This window comes from Serratia sp. TSA_105.2 (assembly GCF_052692115.1).
On record NZ_JBQZFT010000003.1, the window covers coordinates 203,013 to 221,262 of the forward strand.

Below are 18,250 nucleotides of genomic sequence, written 5' to 3' on the forward strand. Positions count from 1 at the left end.
ATGCTTTATCCGAATGAAGAACAGCTGTATGCCGCCATCGCCTGGCAGGATTGCACCGGCGATTTCGAAGACATTCTGTATCACAAGTCCGCCGACGGCATCGCCAAAATCACCATTAACCGGCCGCAGGTGCGCAATGCGTTTCGCCCGCAAACGGTTAAAGAGATGATCGACGCGCTGGCCAACGCCCGTTACGACGACGGCATCGGCGTCATTATTCTGACCGGCGCCGGCGATAAGGCCTTCTGCTCCGGTGGCGATCAGAAAGTGCGCGGCGACTACGGTGGCTATCGCGACGACAGCGGCGTGCATCACCTCAACGTGTTGGACTTCCAGCGCCAGATCCGCACCTGCCCGAAACCGGTGGTGGCGATGGTGGCCGGTTATTCGATCGGCGGCGGACACGTGCTGCACATGATGTGCGATCTGACCATCGCGGCGGATAACGCCATCTTCGGCCAGACCGGCCCGAAAGTGGGCTCGTTCGACGGCGGCTGGGGCGCGTCTTACATGGCGCGCATCGTCGGCCAGAAGAAGGCGCGCGAAATCTGGTTCCTGTGCCGCCAGTACGATGCCGCTGCCGCGTTGGACATGGGCCTGGTCAATACCGTAGTGCCGCTGGCCGATCTGGAAAAAGAGACGGTGCGCTGGTGCCGCGAAATGCTGCAGAACAGCCCGATGGCGCTGCGCTGCCTGAAGGCGGCGCTGAACGCTGACTGCGACGGCCAGGCCGGTTTGCAGGAGCTGGCGGGCAACGCCACCATGCTGTTCTACATGACCGACGAAGGGCAGGAAGGGCGCAACGCGTTTAACGAGAAGCGTCAGCCAGACTTCAGCAAATTCAAGCGTAACCCGTAATGAGCGGGGTAAACCGCAGCGCGGCGCTTTACCGTTACAGCCTGCCGATGGAGGCGGGCGTGGTGCTGCGCAATCAGCGGTTGAAAACGCGTGACGGATGGGTGGTGCGGCTGCGTCAGGGCGAGCGTGAAGGCTGGGGCGAGATCGCGCCGCTGCCGGAATTCAGCCAGGAAACGTTGTCGCAGGCCGAACAGGCCGCGTTGGACTGGCTGCAGGCCTGGTTGGCGGGCAACGAACCGGATGACAGCACGCTGCCCTCGGTGGCCTTTGGGATTAGCTGCGCGCAGGCCGAGCTGGAGCAGCGCTTGCCGACGCAGGCGGATTTTCGCAAGGCGCCGCTGTGCACCGGCGATCCAGACGAGCTGTTCGAGATATTGAGCGCCTTGCCGGGCGAGAAAGTCGCGAAAGTGAAGGTGGGGCTGTATGAAGCGGTGCGCGACGGCATGATCGTCAACGTGCTGCTGGAGGCGCTGCCGGATCTGCGGCTGCGGCTGGATGCCAACCGCAGCTGGACCCGCGCCAAAGCCGACGGCTTCGCCAAATACGTCAACCCGGCGTGGCGCGATCGCATCGCCTTTTTGGAAGAGCCCTGCAAGACCCGTGATGAATCGCGCGATTTCGCCCGGGCGACCGGCATTGCCATCGCCTGGGATGAGAGCGTGCGTGAGGCGGACTTTGTGGTGCAGGCCGAGCCGGGCGTGGCAGCCATCGTGATCAAGCCGACGCTGGTCGGCAGCCTGACGCGCTGCCGGGCGCTGGTGGCGCAGGCGCATGCGGCGGGGCTGACGGCGGTGATCAGTTCCAGCATCGAGTCCAGCCTGGGGTTAACCCAGCTGGCGCGCATCGCCCGCTGGCTGACGCCGGACACCGTGCCGGGGCTGGATACCCTGGGGCTGATGCAGGCGCAGGTGCTGCGGCCTTGGCCGGGCAGCGCATTGCCGCTGCTGGATATTTCGGCGCTGGAGTGCCTATGGCGCCGTTGAGCGATTGGCCGTGGCGACACTGGGCGCGCCTTCAGCCGCAGGCGACGGCGCTGCTGCTCGGCGAACGGCCGCTGAGCTGGCTGGCGTTGCAAGGCCAGGTGGATGAGCTGGCGGCGGATTTTCAGCACCAGGGCGTGGAGCCGGGCTGCGGCGTGGCGCTGTGCGGTAAAAACAGCTATCCGCTGCTGTTGGCCTACCTGGCGCTGCTGCAATGCGGCGCGCGCCTGTTGCCGCTCAATCCCGCCTTGCCGACGCCGCTGCTGACGCAGCTGTTACCCGAATTGGACATCACCTTTGCCTTCGGCCCGGATCCGTTGCCGGCGCTGCCGGAAGAGGTGATTCGATTGACGCCGCCCTCGACCGAGCCGCGCTGGCCGAATCTGCCGAGGTGGGATGTGCGGCGTCTGGCGACGCTGACGCTGACCTCGGGCTCCAGCGGCATGCCGAAAGCGGCCGCACACAGCTACGCCAACCATCTGGCCAGCGCCGCCGGGGTGTTGCGGTTGATGGATTTTCAGCGCGAGGATTGCTGGCTGCTGTCACTGCCGCTGTTTCACGTTTCCGGTCAGGGCATCGTCTGGCGCTGGCTGGCGACGGGCGCACGGCTGGCGGTGCGCGAAATGCATCCGCTGGCCGAGGCATTGGCTGGCTGCACGCACGCCTCGCTGGTGCCGACACAGCTCTGGCGGCTGCTGGCGCAACCGCTGACGGGCACAACGCTGAAAGAGGTGCTGCTCGGCGGCGCAATGATCCCGGTGGCGCTGACCGAACGGGCGGAGGCGGCGGGGATCCGCTGCTGGTGCGGCTACGGCTTGACCGAACTGGCTTCCACGGTGTGCGCCAAGCGCGCCGATGCGCGGCCGGGCGTTGGCCTGCCGCTCGGCGGCCGCGAGATCAAACTGGTGGACGAAGAAGTCTGGATCCGCGCCGACAGCCTGGCGCTCGGCTACTGGCGTCATGGGCATCTGCAGCCGCTGGCCGATGAACAGGGCTGGTTTGCGACCCGCGATCGCGGCGCGATGGCCGAGGGGGAACTGCGTATTCTCGGCCGGTTGGATAACCTGTTTTTCAGCGGCGGTGAAGGGGTGCAGCCGGAGGATATCGAACGCGTGCTGGCGGCGCATCCGCAGATCACGCAGGCGTTTGTGGTGCCGGTGGCGGACGCCGAGTTCGGCCAGCGGCCGGTAGCGGTGATCGACGGCGAACCGTCGCTGTCGCTGGCGGCGTTGCTCGCCTGGTCGCAGGATAAGCTGGCCAATTTCCAACGCCCGGCGGCGTTGCTCCCGCTGCCTGAGGAGCTGAAAAACGGCGGCATCAAGATTTCGCGCCGCCAGTTGCAGCAGTGGGTGACGCAGCGTCTCTCTCAGGCATAAAAAAGCCGCCCGACAGGGCGGCTGAGCGGATGGCAGCAGGGGGTTATTTCAGCCCCAGCACCTTGGCGACGCCGGCGCCGTAGTCCGGGTGCACCTTGGTGAACAGCTCGATCTGACGGCGCTGGATGTGTTCCGGCACCTGCGACAGTTCGCCGGCGATGCGGGTGAACATGCGCTGGTGCTCTTCGGCGCTCAGCAGGTTGAACAGCGCGCGCGGCTGGCTGTAGTAATCGTCGTCTTCACGATGATTCCAGTGGTCGGCCGCGCCCTCAATGCTCAGCGGCGGCTCGCTGAAGTCCGGCTGCTCCTGGAACAGGCCGAAGCTGTTCGGTTCGTAGGTGGCGCCGTTGCCGCTGTTGCCGTCCACGCGCATCGCGCCGTCGCGATGGTAGTTGTGGAACGGGCATTTGGCGCCGTTCACCGGGATCTGGTGGTGGTTGACGCCCAGGCGATAACGGTGCGCATCGCCATAGGAGAACAGACGGCCCTGCAGCATTTTATCCGGTGAGAAACTGATGCCCGGCACCACGTTGGCGGGGTTCATCGCCACCTGCTCAACCTCTGAGAAGTAGTTGTCGGGGTTGCGGTTCAGCTCGAAATAGCCGACGTCGATCAGCGGATAGTCGCCGTGCGGCCACACCTTGGTCAGATCGAACGGGTTATATGGCGTCTGCGAGGCTTCGTGTTCCGGCATGATCTGAATTTGCAGCTTCCAGCGCGGGAAGTCGCCGCGTTTGATCGCGTCGAACAGATCGCGCTGTGAGCTTTCGCGATCCTTGGCGATGATCGCTTCCGCTTCTTCATCCATCAGGTTTTCAATGCCTTGCTCGCAGCGGAAGTGGAATTTCACCCAGAAACGTTCGTTGGCGGCATTGATAAAGCTGAAGGTGTGGCTGCCGAAACCGTGCATGTGACGGTAGGATTTCGGAATGCCGCGATCGCTGAAGTCAATGGTCAGCTGGTGCAGCGATTCCGGCAGGTGGGAGAAGAAGTCCCACTTGTAGACGGGGTTGCGCAGGTTGGTATGCGGATCGCGTTTCACCACGTGGTTGAGATCGGGGAACTTCAGCGGATCGCGCAGATAGAACACCGGCGTATCGTTGCCCACCAAATCCCAGTTGCCTTCTTCGGTATAGAACTTCATGGCGAAGCCGCGAATGTCGCGCTCGGCGTCGGCGGCGCCGCGCTCACCGGCGACGGTGGAGAAGCGGATAAACATGTCGGTCTGTTTGCCGACCTCGGAGAAGATCTTGGCGCGTGTGTAGCGGGTGATGTCGTGGGTAACGGTAAAGGTGCCGTAGGCGCCGGATCCTTTGGCGTGCATGCGGCGCTCGGGGATAACCTCACGGTCGAAGTGGGCCAGTTTTTCCAGGAACCACACGTCCTGCAACAGCATCGGGCCGCGTTTGCCTGCGGTGATCACGTTATTGTTATCGACAACCGGGGCGCCGGCTGCGGTGGTCAGTCCTTTCTTGCTCATCACTTGCTCCTTATCGTAGTGCAGTTAAGTAAAGACTCGGGCGGTTTAAGCGTTCATCAGCATAGTCCTTTGGCGGGGCTTCTTCCCCTGACCTTGGTCAAAGCCACTACTAGTTGTAGCTCTATTGGCGAGCGGCGGCAAATAGGTCTCGGTTATCGTTGGCATCGCCTTGACGAATATAGAATCTTGTTTGCAAATATTTACATTTATTTGATTATTGAAGAATTTTTTCGCTTTTATCCCTTAAATACTCATTGCGCTTTGGTATAGACTCGTGACGTTATTATTATGCGTTGATTCGATCATTCGGTACGGATGACAAACCAGAGGGAAAGATGATGAAAAAGACTTGGGTCGCGTGCGCGGCAGGATTGCTGTTTGTGACCGGTGCGGCGAACGCCATCAGCGTGTCGGGCGAGGCCGGGCAGCACTACACCAACCTGGGCGTCGGCATGAGCACCGGCTCTTCAGGCTTGGGCCTGACCGGCAACTGGGCGCGCAGCGACCACGACGGCAACGTCGGCAGCCTGGGGCTGAACTTCGGCGTGCCGCTGGGGCCGTTGACGGCGACCGTGGGTGCCAAAGCGCTGTACCTCAGCCCGAAAGACGGGAAGAGCGGCGGGGCGGTGGCGCTGGGCGGCGGCCTGGAGTGGGAGATTAACCGTTACTTCAGCCTGCACGGCGAAGGGTACTTTGCGCCTGACTCTTTCACCAGCGGCGTGAAAGCCTATAACGAAGCCAGCGGCGGCCTGCGCTGGAAGTTCCGTCCGCTGAGCGTGGACGTGGGCTACCGTTACATGAAGATGGAAGGCAAAGACGGGCGTCGCGACAATACGCTGGCCGATGGCCCTTATGTCGGTGTCGGCCTGAGCTTCTAAGGCCGGCTGACGGGCTGTGGCCCATCGCGTTTTCCGAATCCCTCGGTCATTGGCCGGGGGATTTTTATTTGTGCCATCAACGGGAAATCCATCCGGACTCTGAATGGCAAAAGATTAAATAATTTAAAGACTCGACGATCGGCATCGCCATATGGGAGCACATGCCGTAAAATTCGTAATATAAATACTTATATAGCGATATGGACGTCATGACTTACCGAAATCCACTGGCGGCGCTGATGCCGCTGTTTGCCTCACTCTTTCCTTATACCGCTGCGGCGCAGGCCGATCGTGACGAGGTGTTGACCGTCACCGGCAGTGCGTTATCCCCCGCGACGGAAAGCGCATCCGGCGCCGGTTTTAAAACGCCGGAGATTGAACTCGGGCCGTTGGGCACCAGGGCGTGGATCGAGACGCCTTATTCTTCTACCACCCTGACCCAACCGATGATCAAAAATCAGCAGGCGAAAAGCGTCGCCGAACTGCTGAAATATTCACCGAGCACGCAGATGCAGGCTCGCGGCGGCATGGACGTCGGGCGGCCTCAAAGCCGCGGCATGCAGGGCAGCGTGGTGGCGAACAGCCGCCTGGATGGGTTGAACATTGTCTCCACCACGGCCTTTCCCGTTGAAATGCTGGAACGGCTGGACGTGCTCAACAGCCTGACCGGCGCGTTGTATGGCCCTGCGAGCCCGGCTGGGCAGTTCAACTTTGTGGCGAAACGCCCGACGCCGCAACCGTTACGTGAGCTGACGCTCGGGTATCAGAGCCGCAGCGCCTTTAGCGGCCACGTCGATCTCGGCGGCCATCTCGACGACGACAATACGTTTGGCTATCGCATCAATGCCCTCAACGAAGAAGGCGAAGGCAGCGTTGACGACAGTACCCTGCGCCGACGGCTGTTGGCCGTGGCGTTCGACTGGAATATCAAGCCGGGCACGCAGTTGCAACTGGACGCCAGCCATTACGAGTTCCTGCAAAAGGGCTACCCCGGCGGCTTCAGCTATGGGCCGAATGTTCCGTTACCCTCCGCCCCTAATCCGCAGAATAAACACCTGGCGCTCGAGACGGCGGGCAACGATTTAACCACCGACACCCTCAGTACGCGCCTGATTCATTACTTCAATGACGATTGGTCAGTCACGGGCGGCATAGGGTGGCAACAGGCGGATCGCGCCATGCGTTCGGTATCCAGCACTCTGCTCAACGGCAGCGGCGATATCAAACGGTCGATGAGTGACTCCAGCGCCTCGGGGCGATTTCGGGTGTTGAGCAATACGCTGGCGCTGAACGGCCATGTCGATACCGGTTCGGTGGGGCATGAGTTGGCGCTCGCTACGACGGGCTACGTCTGGTCTATCTACAGCGGCAAGGGGGCCAGCCGGCGCTACGATTTGGGCATCGACAATATGTACCATCCGTCGGCGCTGCATGAGCCGGGCGACGGAAAAATCCCCAAGAACGGCGCGCGCTATAAATCCAGCGAGAACAGCCAGCAGAGCGTGACGTTCGGCGATACGCTGACATTCAATCCGCAGTGGTCGGCGATGCTGTATTTAAGCGAGAGCTGGTTGCAAACGCGGAATTACAGCGCTGACGGCAAGAAAATCGAAGAAGACAATCAGCAGGGTTTGAGCCCGAATGCGGCGTTGATGTACAAAATCACCCCGGCGCTGATGGCCTATGTCAGCTATGCCGACTCGTTGGAGCAAGGCGGTACGGCCCCGTTGGGGGAAGGCGTGAAGAACGAAGGGCAGACGCTCAAACCCTACCGCAGCCGGCAGTATGAGGTTGGCCTGAAAGCCGACGTCGGGGAAATGAACCTCGGCGCCGCGCTGTTCCGCCTCAAGCGGCCGTTCGCTTATGTTGACGCCGAAGACCGTGTGTACAAGGAGCAAGGCGAACAGGTGAACAATGGCCTGGAGCTGACGGCCGCTGGGCGTGTGGGTGACGGGCTGAGCCTTTTTGGCGGCGTCACTCTGCTCGATCCGCAACTGAAAGAGACGGTTTCCGACAGCACACGCGACAAACGCGTGGTCGGTATGCCGAAGGTGCAGGCCAATATGCTGGTGGAGTACAGCTTGCCGTCGATGCCGCAATGGGTCTATAGCGCCAACGTGCACTATACCGGCAAGCGAGCGGCGAACGACACCAACAGCACCTGGGCTGACAGTTACACCACGCTGGACCTGGGGGTCCGCTACGCCACCCGGATTCATTCTGTGCCTGCGACCTGGCGGCTGGCGATCAATAACGTCACTAACGAACATTACTGGGCCTCTATTTTCCCGTCGGGCACGGATGGCAATGGCGGTTCGTCGAGCGCCTTTCTCGGCAACGGCCGTGAAGTGCGCGCATCTGTCACGTTCGACTTCTGAGGGCGCTATGAGGATCGCATCGTTGTCTGCATGGGCACTGTTGGTTGGCGTGTTGTTGCACGGCGATTTGTGGGCTGCACCGCCTGCGAGCGAAATGCGCATTGCCTCGCCGTGGCCCGCGCAAAACGCCATCATCGCGATGCTGGGTTACGGCGATAACATCGTCGGCACCTCGAATGTCGCGAAACAGATCCCGCTGTTTCGCCAAAGCCTGCCGCGCATTGACGCCGTTCCGGTAGTGAGTGTGAATAGTGGGCAAGCGTTGAATCCGGAACAGATCATCGCGCTTGGCACTCGGCTGCTGTTTGTGCCTGACAGCATGAAAGTGCCGCAATTGGATTTACTCGAACGGGCTGGGGTGCGCGTATTGGCGTTTAAAGCCAATTCGATGGCGGCGCTGCGCGCGCGAGTGTTAAAAACGGGGGCCGCGCTGGGGCCGGATGCGCAGGAAAAAGCGTTGGCTTACGAGCGCTATTTTTCTCGTAATGTGGCGCTCGTCGCCGAGCGGCTGAAGGATTTGCCGCCAGGACAGCGCATTCGCGTTTATCACAGCATGGGCAATCCGCTGACCACCTCAGGGCGGCCGTCGCTTAACCAGGATTGGATGGATCTGGCCGGCGCCGCCAACGTGGCGGAAACGTGGTTTGGCCTGAAAAAAGAAGGGGCGGGCGAAGTGGCGCTGGAGCAGATCGTGGCCGCCAATCCGCAGGTGATCGTGGCGATGAACAGGCGCGATGCCGAAGAGATACGCACGTCTGCGCAATGGCAGGGTATCGATGCCGTTTTGCGGCATCGGGTCGTGGTCAATCCCAAGGGGATGTTCTGGTGGTGTCGCGAGACCAGCGAAGAGGCGCTGCAGTTTTTATGGTTGGCGAAAACGCTGTACCCGGCGCGTTTTGCCGACATTGACATGCGGGAAGAGACGAAAGTTTTTTATCGGGACTTTTTCGGTCTGTCGCTCACTGCGGCGCAGATTGACGCTATTCTTAATCCACCCGCTTGAACAGATTCGGGGGCCGAAACGGCCCCCGAATACGTTACCCCACCGCCGGCAGCATGCCGCTGGCGATGCCCAGTTGAATCGCGATCACCGTCACCCCGCAGACAAACACCAATGCCAGCGCCGGCGTACCGCCCCAGACGCGGTACTGCGCCTGATGCTTTTGGCGCGTTTTCCACACCAGCAGTGAAGGCAACAGCAGCGCCAGCACCGACAGGGCGATGGCGGCGAATCCCAACGCCAGCACGAAGCCGCGCGGGTAGAACAGCGCAAAGGCCAGCGGCGGCAGGAAGGTGATGGCGCCGGTTTGCAGGCGGCCACGCACGTTATCTTTCCGCTTGAACAGGTCGGCCAGGAAATCGAACAGCCCGAGCGCCACGCCGAGGAACGAGGTCGCCAGCGCCAGATCGGCGAACAGGTGCACCGCCAGTTCAACGTGCGGCGAAGCCACCGCATCGCGCACCGCCTGCAACAGGCCATTCAGCCCGGCCTGCTGCGCCAGAATGCCGACGAAGGTGTCGGAGCTGATGCTGCCCAGCGTCGCCAACTGCCAGAAGATATAGGCGATCAGCGGGATCGCGCTGCCGATGATAAACACCCAACGCAGTTTGCCAATGTTGCCGCCCATGTAGTTGACGATGCTCGGCACGCTGCCGTGGAAGCCGAAGGAGGTGAAAATAACCGGAATGGCCGACAGCGCCAGGCCTTGCTCCAGCGGCAGCGTCATCAGATTGGTTTGGTGGATATTCGGCAACATCAGGCCAAGCATCACCACCAGAAACACCACTTTGGCGCTGAACAGGATGCGGTTGAACAAGTCGACCGAGTGGGTGCCGATGCACACCACGCCGCCGGCCACCAGGGTGAACAGCAGCACGCCGAGCGACACCGGGAAGTCCTGCGACGTCCATTGGCTGATGCTGGTGGCGAGCAATTCGCCGGCGCCGCTGATATAGGCGGCGGTGAGGGCGTACATCAGGAACATCATGCTGAAGCTGGTCAGCCACTGGCCGCCGCCGCCGAGATAACGTTTGGCGAGCGTGCCCAGACCGGTATCCGCCTGCTCATGCTGGTAAACCTCCACCAGCAGCAGCGCGGTGTAACACATCAACAGCCACAGCCCGACCAGTAAGGCCAGCGTGACGCCGAAGCCGACGCCGGCTGCCGCCAGCGGCATCGCCAGCATTCCGGCGCCAATGGTGGTGCCCGCCACGATAAAAACACTGCCAAGAGTGCGATTCTTCACGTTTTTTCTCTACCAGCCGAAAGATTTTGAAAATTATAGGTAACGATTTATGAGGATGGCAGGATAGTGGAAGCCCTAATTTGTGTCAAACCGACGTTACGCATGATGTACAGTAATATTTACATTGCGGCGGGCTGCATGGCGCATGAGGAACGGGCCTATGGCTGAAATTATCCGCAGGCGGCTAGTGAAAAGTTATTTACGGGCTTCTATAGTGGAATGACCAAAAAATGTGGGAGAGATCAATGTTAAGGGTGGAGATGCTCAGCACCGGCGATGAGGTGCTGCACGGGCAAATTATTGATACCAACGCCGCTTGGCTGGCGGACTACCTGTTCCAGCAGGGGGTGCCGATGAGCGGGCGTGAAACGGTCGGGGACAGCCTCTCTGCGTTGATCGAGATCCTGCAGGAACGAAGCCATATCGCCGATGTGCTGATCGTCAACGGCGGCCTGGGGCCGACCAGCGACGATCTCAGCGCGCTGGCCGCCGCGAAAGCCTGTGGCGTAGAGCTGGTCGAACGGGCCGACTGGCTGGCGCGCATGGAAGCCTATTTCGCCGAGCGCGGGCGGCCGATGGCCCCTTCCAACCGCAAGCAGGCGCAGATCCCGGCCAACGCGGAAATGCTGGATAACCCGGTAGGCACTGCCTGTGGGTTTGCGCTGCAGCTGAACAAATGTCAGATGTTCTTCACCCCCGGCGTGCCGTCGGAATTCAAAGTGATGGTCGAACAGCAGATCGTGCCGCGCCTGCGCCAGCGCTTCACCTTGCCGGCGCCGCCGCTGTGCCTGCGCTTGACCACCTTCGGCACCTCCGAGAGCGATCTGGCCGCCGAGCTGGATGGCATGCCGCTGCCGCCGGAAGTGGTGCTGGGCTACCGCTCATCCAGCCCGATTATCGAGCTGAAGCTAACCGGGTCGGAAAGCCGGCGTGTGGAAATGGAGCAGGCCTGGCGGCGCGTGCGCGAGGTGGCGGGGGACAACTGCATCTTTGAAGGCACCGCCGGGTTGCCGGCGACGCTGACGCAGCGTCTGAATCAGCAAGGGTTGAAGCTGGCGTTGAGCGAGCAATTCAGCGCCGGGTTGATCAATCTGCAGCTGCAGAGCGAAGGGGCGCCGCTGGCGGGGGGCGAGCTGCTGCCGGCGCACTGTATCGAAACGCTGGAAACGACGCTGGCGCGCGCCCGTTCGCTGGCGGAATTGACCGGTGCGCCGTTGGCGTTGGCGGTCAGCGCCATGCGCGACGAGCAGGTGAGCATTGCACTGCATACGCCGCGCGGCGGTATTGGCCAGACGGTGCGTTATCGGGCGTCGCGCCACGGCCTGCGGCTGCGGCAGGAGTCGGTGGCGATGCTGGCGCTGGATATGCTGCGCCGCTGGCTGAATGGGGGCCAGGCGTGCGGTAAAAACGCCTGGCTGGAGGTGGTGGAAATTATCGAGTGACGGTCATGACGCTGAGTCGCCGGCGTCACGGTTTTGCTGCAGCCGTTCGGACGCCAGGCGTGAAAGGCGTATCGCCGCCACGCCCCGCGTTTGCAGATCTGCACCATAGTCCTTGAGTGCCTGCGCGGCGCTGCCGGCCTGCGCCAGATGCGTCGCCAGGCTGGCGGCGTCCGCCAACGCGGTGTTGGCGCCTAGCCCGCCCGCCGGGCTCATGGCGTGCACGGCGTCGCCGAGAAAGGCGATGCGTTCGCTGTGCCACACCGGCATCGCCTTCGTGACCTGCACCGCCCGCACGCTGAGCGACAGGGGATCCGCCAGCGCTAACGCCGTTTGCAAAGCGGGGGCCCATCCCTGCGAGATATGCCTTACGCGCGCCTGCAGCGCAACGCTTCCCTCCGCCCGCGCCGGCCCGCCGAGCCGTTCAGCCGTTCCGATACAGGCCCAATAGAGATAGTCGTCGACCGGCGTGAGGGGGCAGTCCGGCGCATAGTCGGCTGCCAGCTGCGCCATGGGCGCCTGAAAGCGCATCGGTTCAATCACCAGCGACAAGCCGTCGGCGAAGACGACCGACACGCCGCGCAGCAATTCGGGGGCCAATTGGGCACGGGTCGCTGCATCGAGCGGCGTTTTGCCGTAGAGGGTGACCGCGCCGCTGTCTTCGGGCCCCGCCTCGGGCAGGCAGCGCCGCCGCACCAGCGAGTTAACGCCGTCGGCGGCGATCAGCACATCGACCTGTACTTGCTCGCCGTTGGCGAACTGAAGTTCCACACCCTGTGACGTTTGTGCAAACTCACGCAGGGTATAGCCGAAGCGCACCCGATCTTGCAGACCGGCGAGCAGGATTTCGCGCAGCGTTTGCCGATGAACGCCGAGATCGCCGCTCGGTTCCTGCGCCTGCTGCGGGCTGGAGGGCAGCCAGTGCTCGGGGCGTCGGGCGTTGAGCGGGGCAAGCTGCGGATCCCATAGATTGCTCTCGCCGCTGTTTTGCGCGCTGCTGGCGCAGAGCAACCGGAAGTGCGCCGGCGGCAGACAGGCGGCCAGTGCCTGCTGGCCCGTCGGATCGATGCGCAGCCGGTAGCCCTGATCGCGCGCTTGCGGTGTGGTGTCGCGTTCAAACACCGTGGCGTGGATGCCGAAGCGGCGCAGCCCCTGAGCCAGACACAGACCGCCGGGTCCGGCGCCGATAATGCCAATGCAGAGTGTTGTCATCATGTTCCCTCGTGAGTCAGTGGCCACAAACGGGAGCGGCCGGAAGCATTTCATTATGTCGGCGCAGGAAAAGGTTGATATAACGGTATCTTGACTAAAAATAGTGATAAGTGGCCAATATGAACGATAACCCTCACTTCGCCGACGCTGACTGCAGCGAATGGCAGGCGGGCCCCTGGCTGATCGCCCTTGGCGGCCGCGACGCGGCAGGCCGGGAGTATCGGTTGGGCACGCGCGAATACGACTGGCATCAGCATGTGCGCGGGCAGCTGCTGTGCGTCGAAAGCGGCTTGCTGCATGTACGCACGGCGCACGGCGATTGGGTGCTGCCGCCGCAGCGGGCGGGGTGGATCCCACCGGCGACGCAGCACCGGGTGCAGGTCTGCGGCGCGCTGAGCGGCTGGAGTTTGCTGCTGGCGCCGGAGGCCTGCAACGATCTGTCGAATGTACCCTGCGTCATCGGCATTAGCGCCGTGCTGCAGGCGCTGGCTCAGCGAGCAGAAGGCTGGGACAAGCGCAGCGCGCTCACCCTGGAGCAGGATCGCATGGCACAGGTGATGCGGGACGAGATACGTTTGGCGCCGACGGAACCACTGCATTTGCCGATGTCGTCCCATCCGCGCCTGGCCGGCGTTCTGCAGGCCTTGCTGGCGCAGCCGGGGAGCGAGCGTTCGCTGGAGGCGTGGGCTGAATGGGGGGCGATGTCGCCGCGTACCCTGCGGCGGCTGATGATCGGCGAGACGGGGTTGAGTTTTGCCCAGTGGCGCCAGCAGGCCCGGTTGTCGTATGCGTTAGCGAAGCTGGCCGAAGGCGAGACGGTGCTGCAGATCGCGGAAACGCTGGGGTATGCCTCGCCGAGTAATTTTATCGCCATGTTTCGCAAAGCCTTTGGCGATTCTCCGGCACGTTATTTTTCCGCATCGGCAGGCAAGGGGCGCTAAGCGAAATACTTTGAGGATAGTTATATATTCCTAATTAATCATAAGGTTATAGGGGATATTCGCGACGAGGGAATACTGTTACTCTTTTGGCGGGTGCTTGAGACTGTTCGTCTTGGGCATTGTGTGACAAGGCGGATAGATGAAAGCCCCAGACTGACTCTCAATCAGAATGGGGCTGCACATACCGCCTAGACACCGGTATGGTAGCCCCTTCACAGCAAGGAGGCAAGCATGCGCTTAAGGCATGTGTTTCACTCGCTAACCGTTGTATGTATTACGGTTTTGTTATTTATCTGGATGATAAGAGACTCGCTGTGCGAGCTAAAAATCTACCAGGAAAATATCACTATCCTGATCAGGTTGGCGTGTGAGGTGAAGCGGTAATCATAGGGCGGGGGCAACCCCGCCTTCTGGTCTCCAGGCGCGGTTTCCGGCACCCGACTTTACATTTCCAGCTCGATATCCGTCAGCGGCATGCAGCAGCAGGGCAGGATCTCGCCGGCGTTGATAAACGCCAGCGGCTGCTGGCGGTAGGTCACTTCGCCTTTCACCAGCTTCAGGCGGCAGGCACCGCAATAGCCGGATCGGCACTGGTACTCCACCTGCACGTCGTGCAGTTCCAGCACGTCGAGCAGGCAGTTTTCACTGTTGGGGCAGGAGAGCTGCGTGCCGGCGGCGCGCAGCGTTACGATTGGTGTCGCCATCGCTTACAGTTCGAAGTCGCTCAGGTCGTCGGCGTTGATCTCCGAGTCGATCTGGCCAACCAGGTAGGAGCTCACCTCCACTTCCTGCGGCGCCACCTGCACGTTGTCGGACACCAGCCAGGCATTGATCCACGGGATCGGGTTGGAGCGGGTTTCGAACGGCAGGCCGAGGCCGACCGCCTGCATGCGGATGTTGGTGATGTATTCCACATACTGGCACAGAATGTCTCTGTTCAGGCCGATCATCGAGCCGTCGCGGAACAGGTATTCCGCCCACTCTTTTTCCTGCTGGGCAGCCAGCACGAACAGATCGTAGCACTGCTGTTGGCATTCCTCGGCGATCTCCGCCATTTCCGGATCGTCGGCGCCGGAACGCATCAGGTTCAGCATGTGCTGGGTACCGGTCAGGTGCAGCGCTTCGTCGCGGGCGATCAGCTTGATGATCTTGGCGTTGCCTTCCATCAGTTCGCGCTCGGCGAATGCGAAGGAGCAGGCAAAGCTGACGTAGAAGCGGATCGCTTCCAGCGCGTTCACGCTCATCAGGCACAGGTACAGCTGCTTTTTCAGCGCGCGCAGATTGACGGTGACGGTTTTACCGTTCACCTGGTGGGTGCCTTCACCCAGCAGGTGATAGTAGCTGGTCATCTCGATCAGGTCGTCGTAGTAACCGGAAATGTCTTTCGCGCGCTTTTTGATCTCTTCGTTGGTGACGATATCGTCGAACACCAGCGCCGGATCGTTGACGATATTGCGGATGATATGGGTGTAAGAACGGGAGTGGATGGTCTCGGAGAACGACCAGGTTTCCACCCAGGTTTCCAGTTCAGGGATCGAGATCAGCGGCAGCAGCGCGACGTTCGGGCTGCGGCCCTGGATGGAGTCCAGCAGCGTCTGGTACTTCAGGTTGCTGATGAAGATGTGCTTCTCGTGCTCCGGCAGCGCCTGGTAATCGATGCGATCGCGGGAGACGTCAACTTCTTCCGGGCGCCAGAAGAAGGAGAGCTGTTTTTCGATCAGCTTTTCGAAGATTTCATGCTTTTGCTGGTCGAAACGCGCAACGTTTACCGACTGGCCGAAGAACATCGGCTCTTGCAGCTGGTCGTTTTTGGTCTGAGAAAAAGTGGTGTAAGCCATAAGCCTGAATCCATCGTAACGTGGCTAAATGAAGGGGCCGGAAAATTCCGGCCCGCTAGGTCAAACTTTAGATCTTGCAGGCGCCGCTTTCGCAGTCGTCATCGCCGGCCTTGGCAGGCTGCAAATCTTCCTGGGCGTCTTCCGCACCGTCGCGGGTGTTTTGGTAGTACAGCGTTTTCACGCCGAACTTGTAGGTGGTGAGCAGGTCTTTCAACAACTGCTTCATCGGCACCTTGCCGCCCGGGAAGCGGGTCGGATCGTAGTTGGTGTTGGCCGAAATCGACTGGTCGATGAATTTCTGCATCAGCCCCACCAGCTGCAGATAGCCGTCGTTGCTCGGCATTTCCCACAGCAGCTCGTAGTTGTCTTTCAGACGCTCATACTCCGGCACCACCTGGCGCAGGATGCCGTCTTTCGACGCCTTGATGCTGATGTGGCCGCGCGGCGGCTCGATGCCGTTGGTGGCGTTGGAAATCTGCGAAGAGGTTTCCGACGGCATCAGCGCAGACAGGGTCGAGTTGCGCAGGCCGGTTTCCTGGATCTCTTTACGCAGGGTTTCCCAGTCGTAGTGCAGCGGCTCGTTGCAGATCGCATCCAAATCTTTCTTGTAGGTGTCGATCGGCAGGATGCCCTGCGAATAGGTGGTTTCTTTGAACCACGGGCAAGCGCCTTGTTCCTGAGCCAGACGGTTGGAGGCTTTCAGCAGGTAGTACTGAATGGCTTCGAACGTTTTGTGCGTCAGGTTGTTGGCGCTGCCGTCGGAGTAGCGCACGCCGTTCTTCGCCAGGTAATAGGCGAAGTTGATGACGCCGATGCCCAGGGTGCGGCGACCCATCGCGCCACGGTGCGCAGCCTTGATCGGATAATCCTGATAATCCAGCAGGGCGTCGAGTGAACGCACCGCCAGGGTCGCCAGCTCCTCCAGATCGTCCAGGCTGTCGATCGCGCCCAGGTTGAAGGCGGACAGGGTGCACAGCGCAATCTCGCCGTTTTCGTCGTTGACGTCTTCCAGCGGCTTGGTTGGCAGCGCGATTTCCAGGCACAGGTTGGACTGACGCACCGGCGCGATCTGCGGATCGAACGGGCTGTGGGTGTTGCAGTGGTCGACGTTCTGGATGTAGATGCGGCCGGTAGAGGCGCGCTCTTGCATCATCAGCGAGAACAGCTCAACCGCTTTCACGCGCTTCTGGCGAATGCTGTCGTCTTTCTCGTACTGGGTATACAGGCGTTCGAATTCGTCCTGATCGGCGAAGAACGCGTCATACAGCCCCGGCACGTCGGACGGGCTGAACAGGGTGATGTCTTCGCCCTTGATCAGACGCTGGTACATCAGGCGGTTCAACTGCACGCCGTAGTCCATGTGACGCACGCGGTTGCCTTCAACGCCGCGGTTGTTTTTCAACACCAGCAGGCTTTCCACTTCCAGGTGCCACATCGGGTAGAACAGCGTTGCCGCGCCACCGCGCACGCCGCCCTGCGAGCAGGATTTGACGGCGGTCTGGAAGTGTTTGTAGAACGGGATACAGCCGGTATGGAAGGCTTCACCGCCACGGATCGGGCTGCCCAGCGCGCGGATGCGGCCGGCGTTGATGCCGATGCCGGCGCGCTGCGAAACGTATTTCACAATGGCGCTGGAGGTGGCGTTGATGGAGTCCAGGCTGTCGCCGCACTCGATCAGCACGCAGGAGCTGAACTGACGGGTTGGGGTGCGCACGCCGGACATGATCGGCGTAGGCAGTGAAATCTTGAAGGTGGAAATCGCGTCGTAGAAGCGTTTGACGTAATCCAGACGGGTTTCACGCGGGTAGTTGGAGAACAGGCACGCGGACACCAGCAAGTACAGGAACTGGGCGCTTTCGTAGATCTCGCCGCTGACGCGGTTCTGCACCAGATACTTGCCTTCCAGCTGCTTGACGGCGGCATAGGAGAAGTTCATGTCGCGCCAATGATCGATAAAGGAATCCATCTGCTCGAACTCTTCAGCGCTGTAGTCTTCCAGCAGATGCTTATCGTATTTGCCCATCTCGACCATGCGAGTGACGTGGGCGTGCAGCTTCGGCGGCTCGAACTGGCCATAAGCCTTTTTGCGCAGGTGGAAGATCGCCAGGCGAGCGGCCAGGTACTGATAGTCCGGCGCATCGCGGGAGATCAGGTCGGCTGCGGCCTTGATGATGGTTTCGTGAATGTCGGCGGTTTTGATGCCGTCATAAAACTGAATGTGTGAACGCAACTCTACTTGAGAAACCGAGACGTTGTGTAATCCCTCTGCGGCCCAATCGATGACCCGGTGGATTTTGTCGAGATTGATGCGCTCTTTACGGCCATCGCGTTTAGTTACAAGCAGACTTTGGTTCATGTGGTGTTTTACCTGTCCGTATGGTGCCCCTAAGCAGAAGTGTAGTCGCTCTGCTCAGTATGTAAACACTATATATAGGGGTTGTATGTCGGTGAGGTAACAAGATAGTGAGAAAAAACGGCGTTTGCAAGTGAACAAAACCGGCCTAATTTGTGGATAACTTGGGGGTGAAATGTAACTTGCCGTTCGCAGTGCGCGCCGTGACTGGCGCGACAAGCTTGTCAATAAGCGCGATCAGATTTTACTGAAAAACTGAAAAAACCGATCG

15 protein-coding genes are annotated in these 18,250 nt (G+C 60.9%); 9 read left to right on the top strand and 6 right to left on the bottom strand.

What is annotated here, in order from left to right; genetic code table 11:
• Genes menB through menE form a run of 3 tightly spaced genes read left to right on the top strand, consistent with a single transcriptional unit; the run spans position 1 to position 3,214 of the window.
• A complete protein-coding gene (gene menB, locus ACUTSC_RS12085) occupies positions 1–858 on the top strand; it encodes a 1,4-dihydroxy-2-naphthoyl-CoA synthase (RefSeq protein ID WP_033635308.1) in 858 nt (285 codons plus the stop codon).
• Positions 858–1,841, top strand: coding sequence for an o-succinylbenzoate synthase (gene menC, locus ACUTSC_RS12090; protein ID WP_197768159.1), 984 nt, complete (start codon positions 858–860; stop codon positions 1,839–1,841). The genes menB and menC overlap by 1 nt, the downstream gene beginning before the upstream one ends.
• Entirely contained in the window at positions 1,829–3,214 is a 1,386-nt protein-coding gene (gene menE, locus ACUTSC_RS12095) for an o-succinylbenzoate--CoA ligase (protein WP_197768158.1), read from the top strand. Before menC ends, menE begins: the two co-directional genes overlap by 13 nt.
• Before the next feature lie 43 nt (positions 3,215–3,257).
• On the opposite strand, the gene katA is transcribed toward menE, so the two are convergent.
• Positions 3,258–4,694: a catalase KatA gene (katA, locus tag ACUTSC_RS12100; protein WP_197768157.1), complete on the bottom strand. Its 1,437-nt coding sequence runs from the start codon at positions 4,692–4,694 to the stop codon at positions 3,258–3,260.
• Positions 4,695–5,032: 338 nt separating this feature from the next.
• On the opposite strand from katA, the gene ACUTSC_RS12105 reads away from it, so the two are divergent.
• The 3 genes from ACUTSC_RS12105 to ACUTSC_RS12115 all read left to right on the top strand — a co-directional run bounded on the left by ACUTSC_RS12105 (position 5,033) and on the right by ACUTSC_RS12115 (position 8,953).
• A complete protein-coding gene (locus tag ACUTSC_RS12105; RefSeq protein ID WP_060439378.1) occupies positions 5,033–5,572 on the top strand; it encodes a YfaZ family outer membrane protein in 540 nt (179 codons plus the stop codon).
• 200 nt (positions 5,573–5,772) lie between these two features.
• Complete coding sequence (locus ACUTSC_RS12110; protein ID WP_445653347.1) at positions 5,773–7,950, top strand: TonB-dependent receptor; 2,178 nt, start codon at positions 5,773–5,775, stop codon at positions 7,948–7,950.
• Between the two features lie 7 nt (positions 7,951–7,957).
• On the top strand, positions 7,958–8,953 hold the full coding sequence (locus ACUTSC_RS12115) for an ABC transporter substrate-binding protein (protein WP_197768234.1): 996 nt from the start codon (positions 7,958–7,960) through the stop codon (positions 8,951–8,953).
• Between the two features lie 34 nt (positions 8,954–8,987).
• Here the strand turns inward: ACUTSC_RS12115 and tyrP are convergent, their stop codons facing one another.
• A complete protein-coding gene (gene tyrP, locus ACUTSC_RS12120) occupies positions 8,988–10,196 on the bottom strand; it encodes a tyrosine transporter TyrP (protein WP_197768155.1) in 1,209 nt (402 codons plus the stop codon).
• Positions 10,197–10,441: 245 nt separating this feature from the next.
• On the opposite strand from tyrP, the gene ACUTSC_RS12125 reads away from it, so the two are divergent.
• Positions 10,442–11,638, top strand: coding sequence for a nicotinamide mononucleotide deamidase-related protein YfaY (locus ACUTSC_RS12125; protein ID WP_197768154.1), 1,197 nt, complete (start codon positions 10,442–10,444; stop codon positions 11,636–11,638).
• 3 nt (positions 11,639–11,641) lie between these two features.
• On the opposite strand, the gene ACUTSC_RS12130 is transcribed toward ACUTSC_RS12125, so the two are convergent.
• Positions 11,642–12,850 (bottom strand): FAD-dependent oxidoreductase, encoded by a 1,209-nt coding sequence (locus ACUTSC_RS12130; protein WP_443006794.1) that lies wholly within the window; start codon positions 12,848–12,850, stop codon positions 11,642–11,644.
• Between the two features lie 116 nt (positions 12,851–12,966).
• On the opposite strand from ACUTSC_RS12130, the gene ACUTSC_RS12135 reads away from it, so the two are divergent.
• The gene (locus tag ACUTSC_RS12135; RefSeq protein ID WP_197768153.1) at positions 12,967–13,788 is read left to right on the top strand and encodes an AraC family transcriptional regulator; all 822 of its coding nucleotides are present in this window, start codon (positions 12,967–12,969) and stop codon (positions 13,786–13,788) included.
• A gap of 231 nt (positions 13,789–14,019) precedes the next feature.
• Complete coding sequence (locus ACUTSC_RS12140; protein ID WP_004935921.1) at positions 14,020–14,172, top strand: Hok/Gef family protein; 153 nt, start codon at positions 14,020–14,022, stop codon at positions 14,170–14,172.
• 59 nt (positions 14,173–14,231) lie between these two features.
• Here ACUTSC_RS12140 and yfaE read toward each other — a convergent pair whose 3' ends face one another.
• From yfaE to nrdA, 3 genes are all read right to left on the bottom strand, one after another.
• Complete coding sequence (yfaE, locus tag ACUTSC_RS12145) at positions 14,232–14,492, bottom strand: class I ribonucleotide reductase maintenance protein YfaE (RefSeq protein WP_025303642.1); 261 nt, start codon at positions 14,490–14,492, stop codon at positions 14,232–14,234.
• Between the two features lie 3 nt (positions 14,493–14,495).
• Positions 14,496–15,626: a class Ia ribonucleoside-diphosphate reductase subunit beta gene (gene nrdB / locus ACUTSC_RS12150; protein ID WP_443006793.1), complete on the bottom strand. Its 1,131-nt coding sequence runs from the start codon at positions 15,624–15,626 to the stop codon at positions 14,496–14,498.
• 67 nt (positions 15,627–15,693) lie between these two features.
• Positions 15,694–17,982: a class 1a ribonucleoside-diphosphate reductase subunit alpha gene (nrdA, locus tag ACUTSC_RS12155; RefSeq protein WP_197768151.1), complete on the bottom strand. Its 2,289-nt coding sequence runs from the start codon at positions 17,980–17,982 to the stop codon at positions 15,694–15,696.
• Between the last annotated feature and the right edge of the window lie 268 nt (positions 17,983–18,250).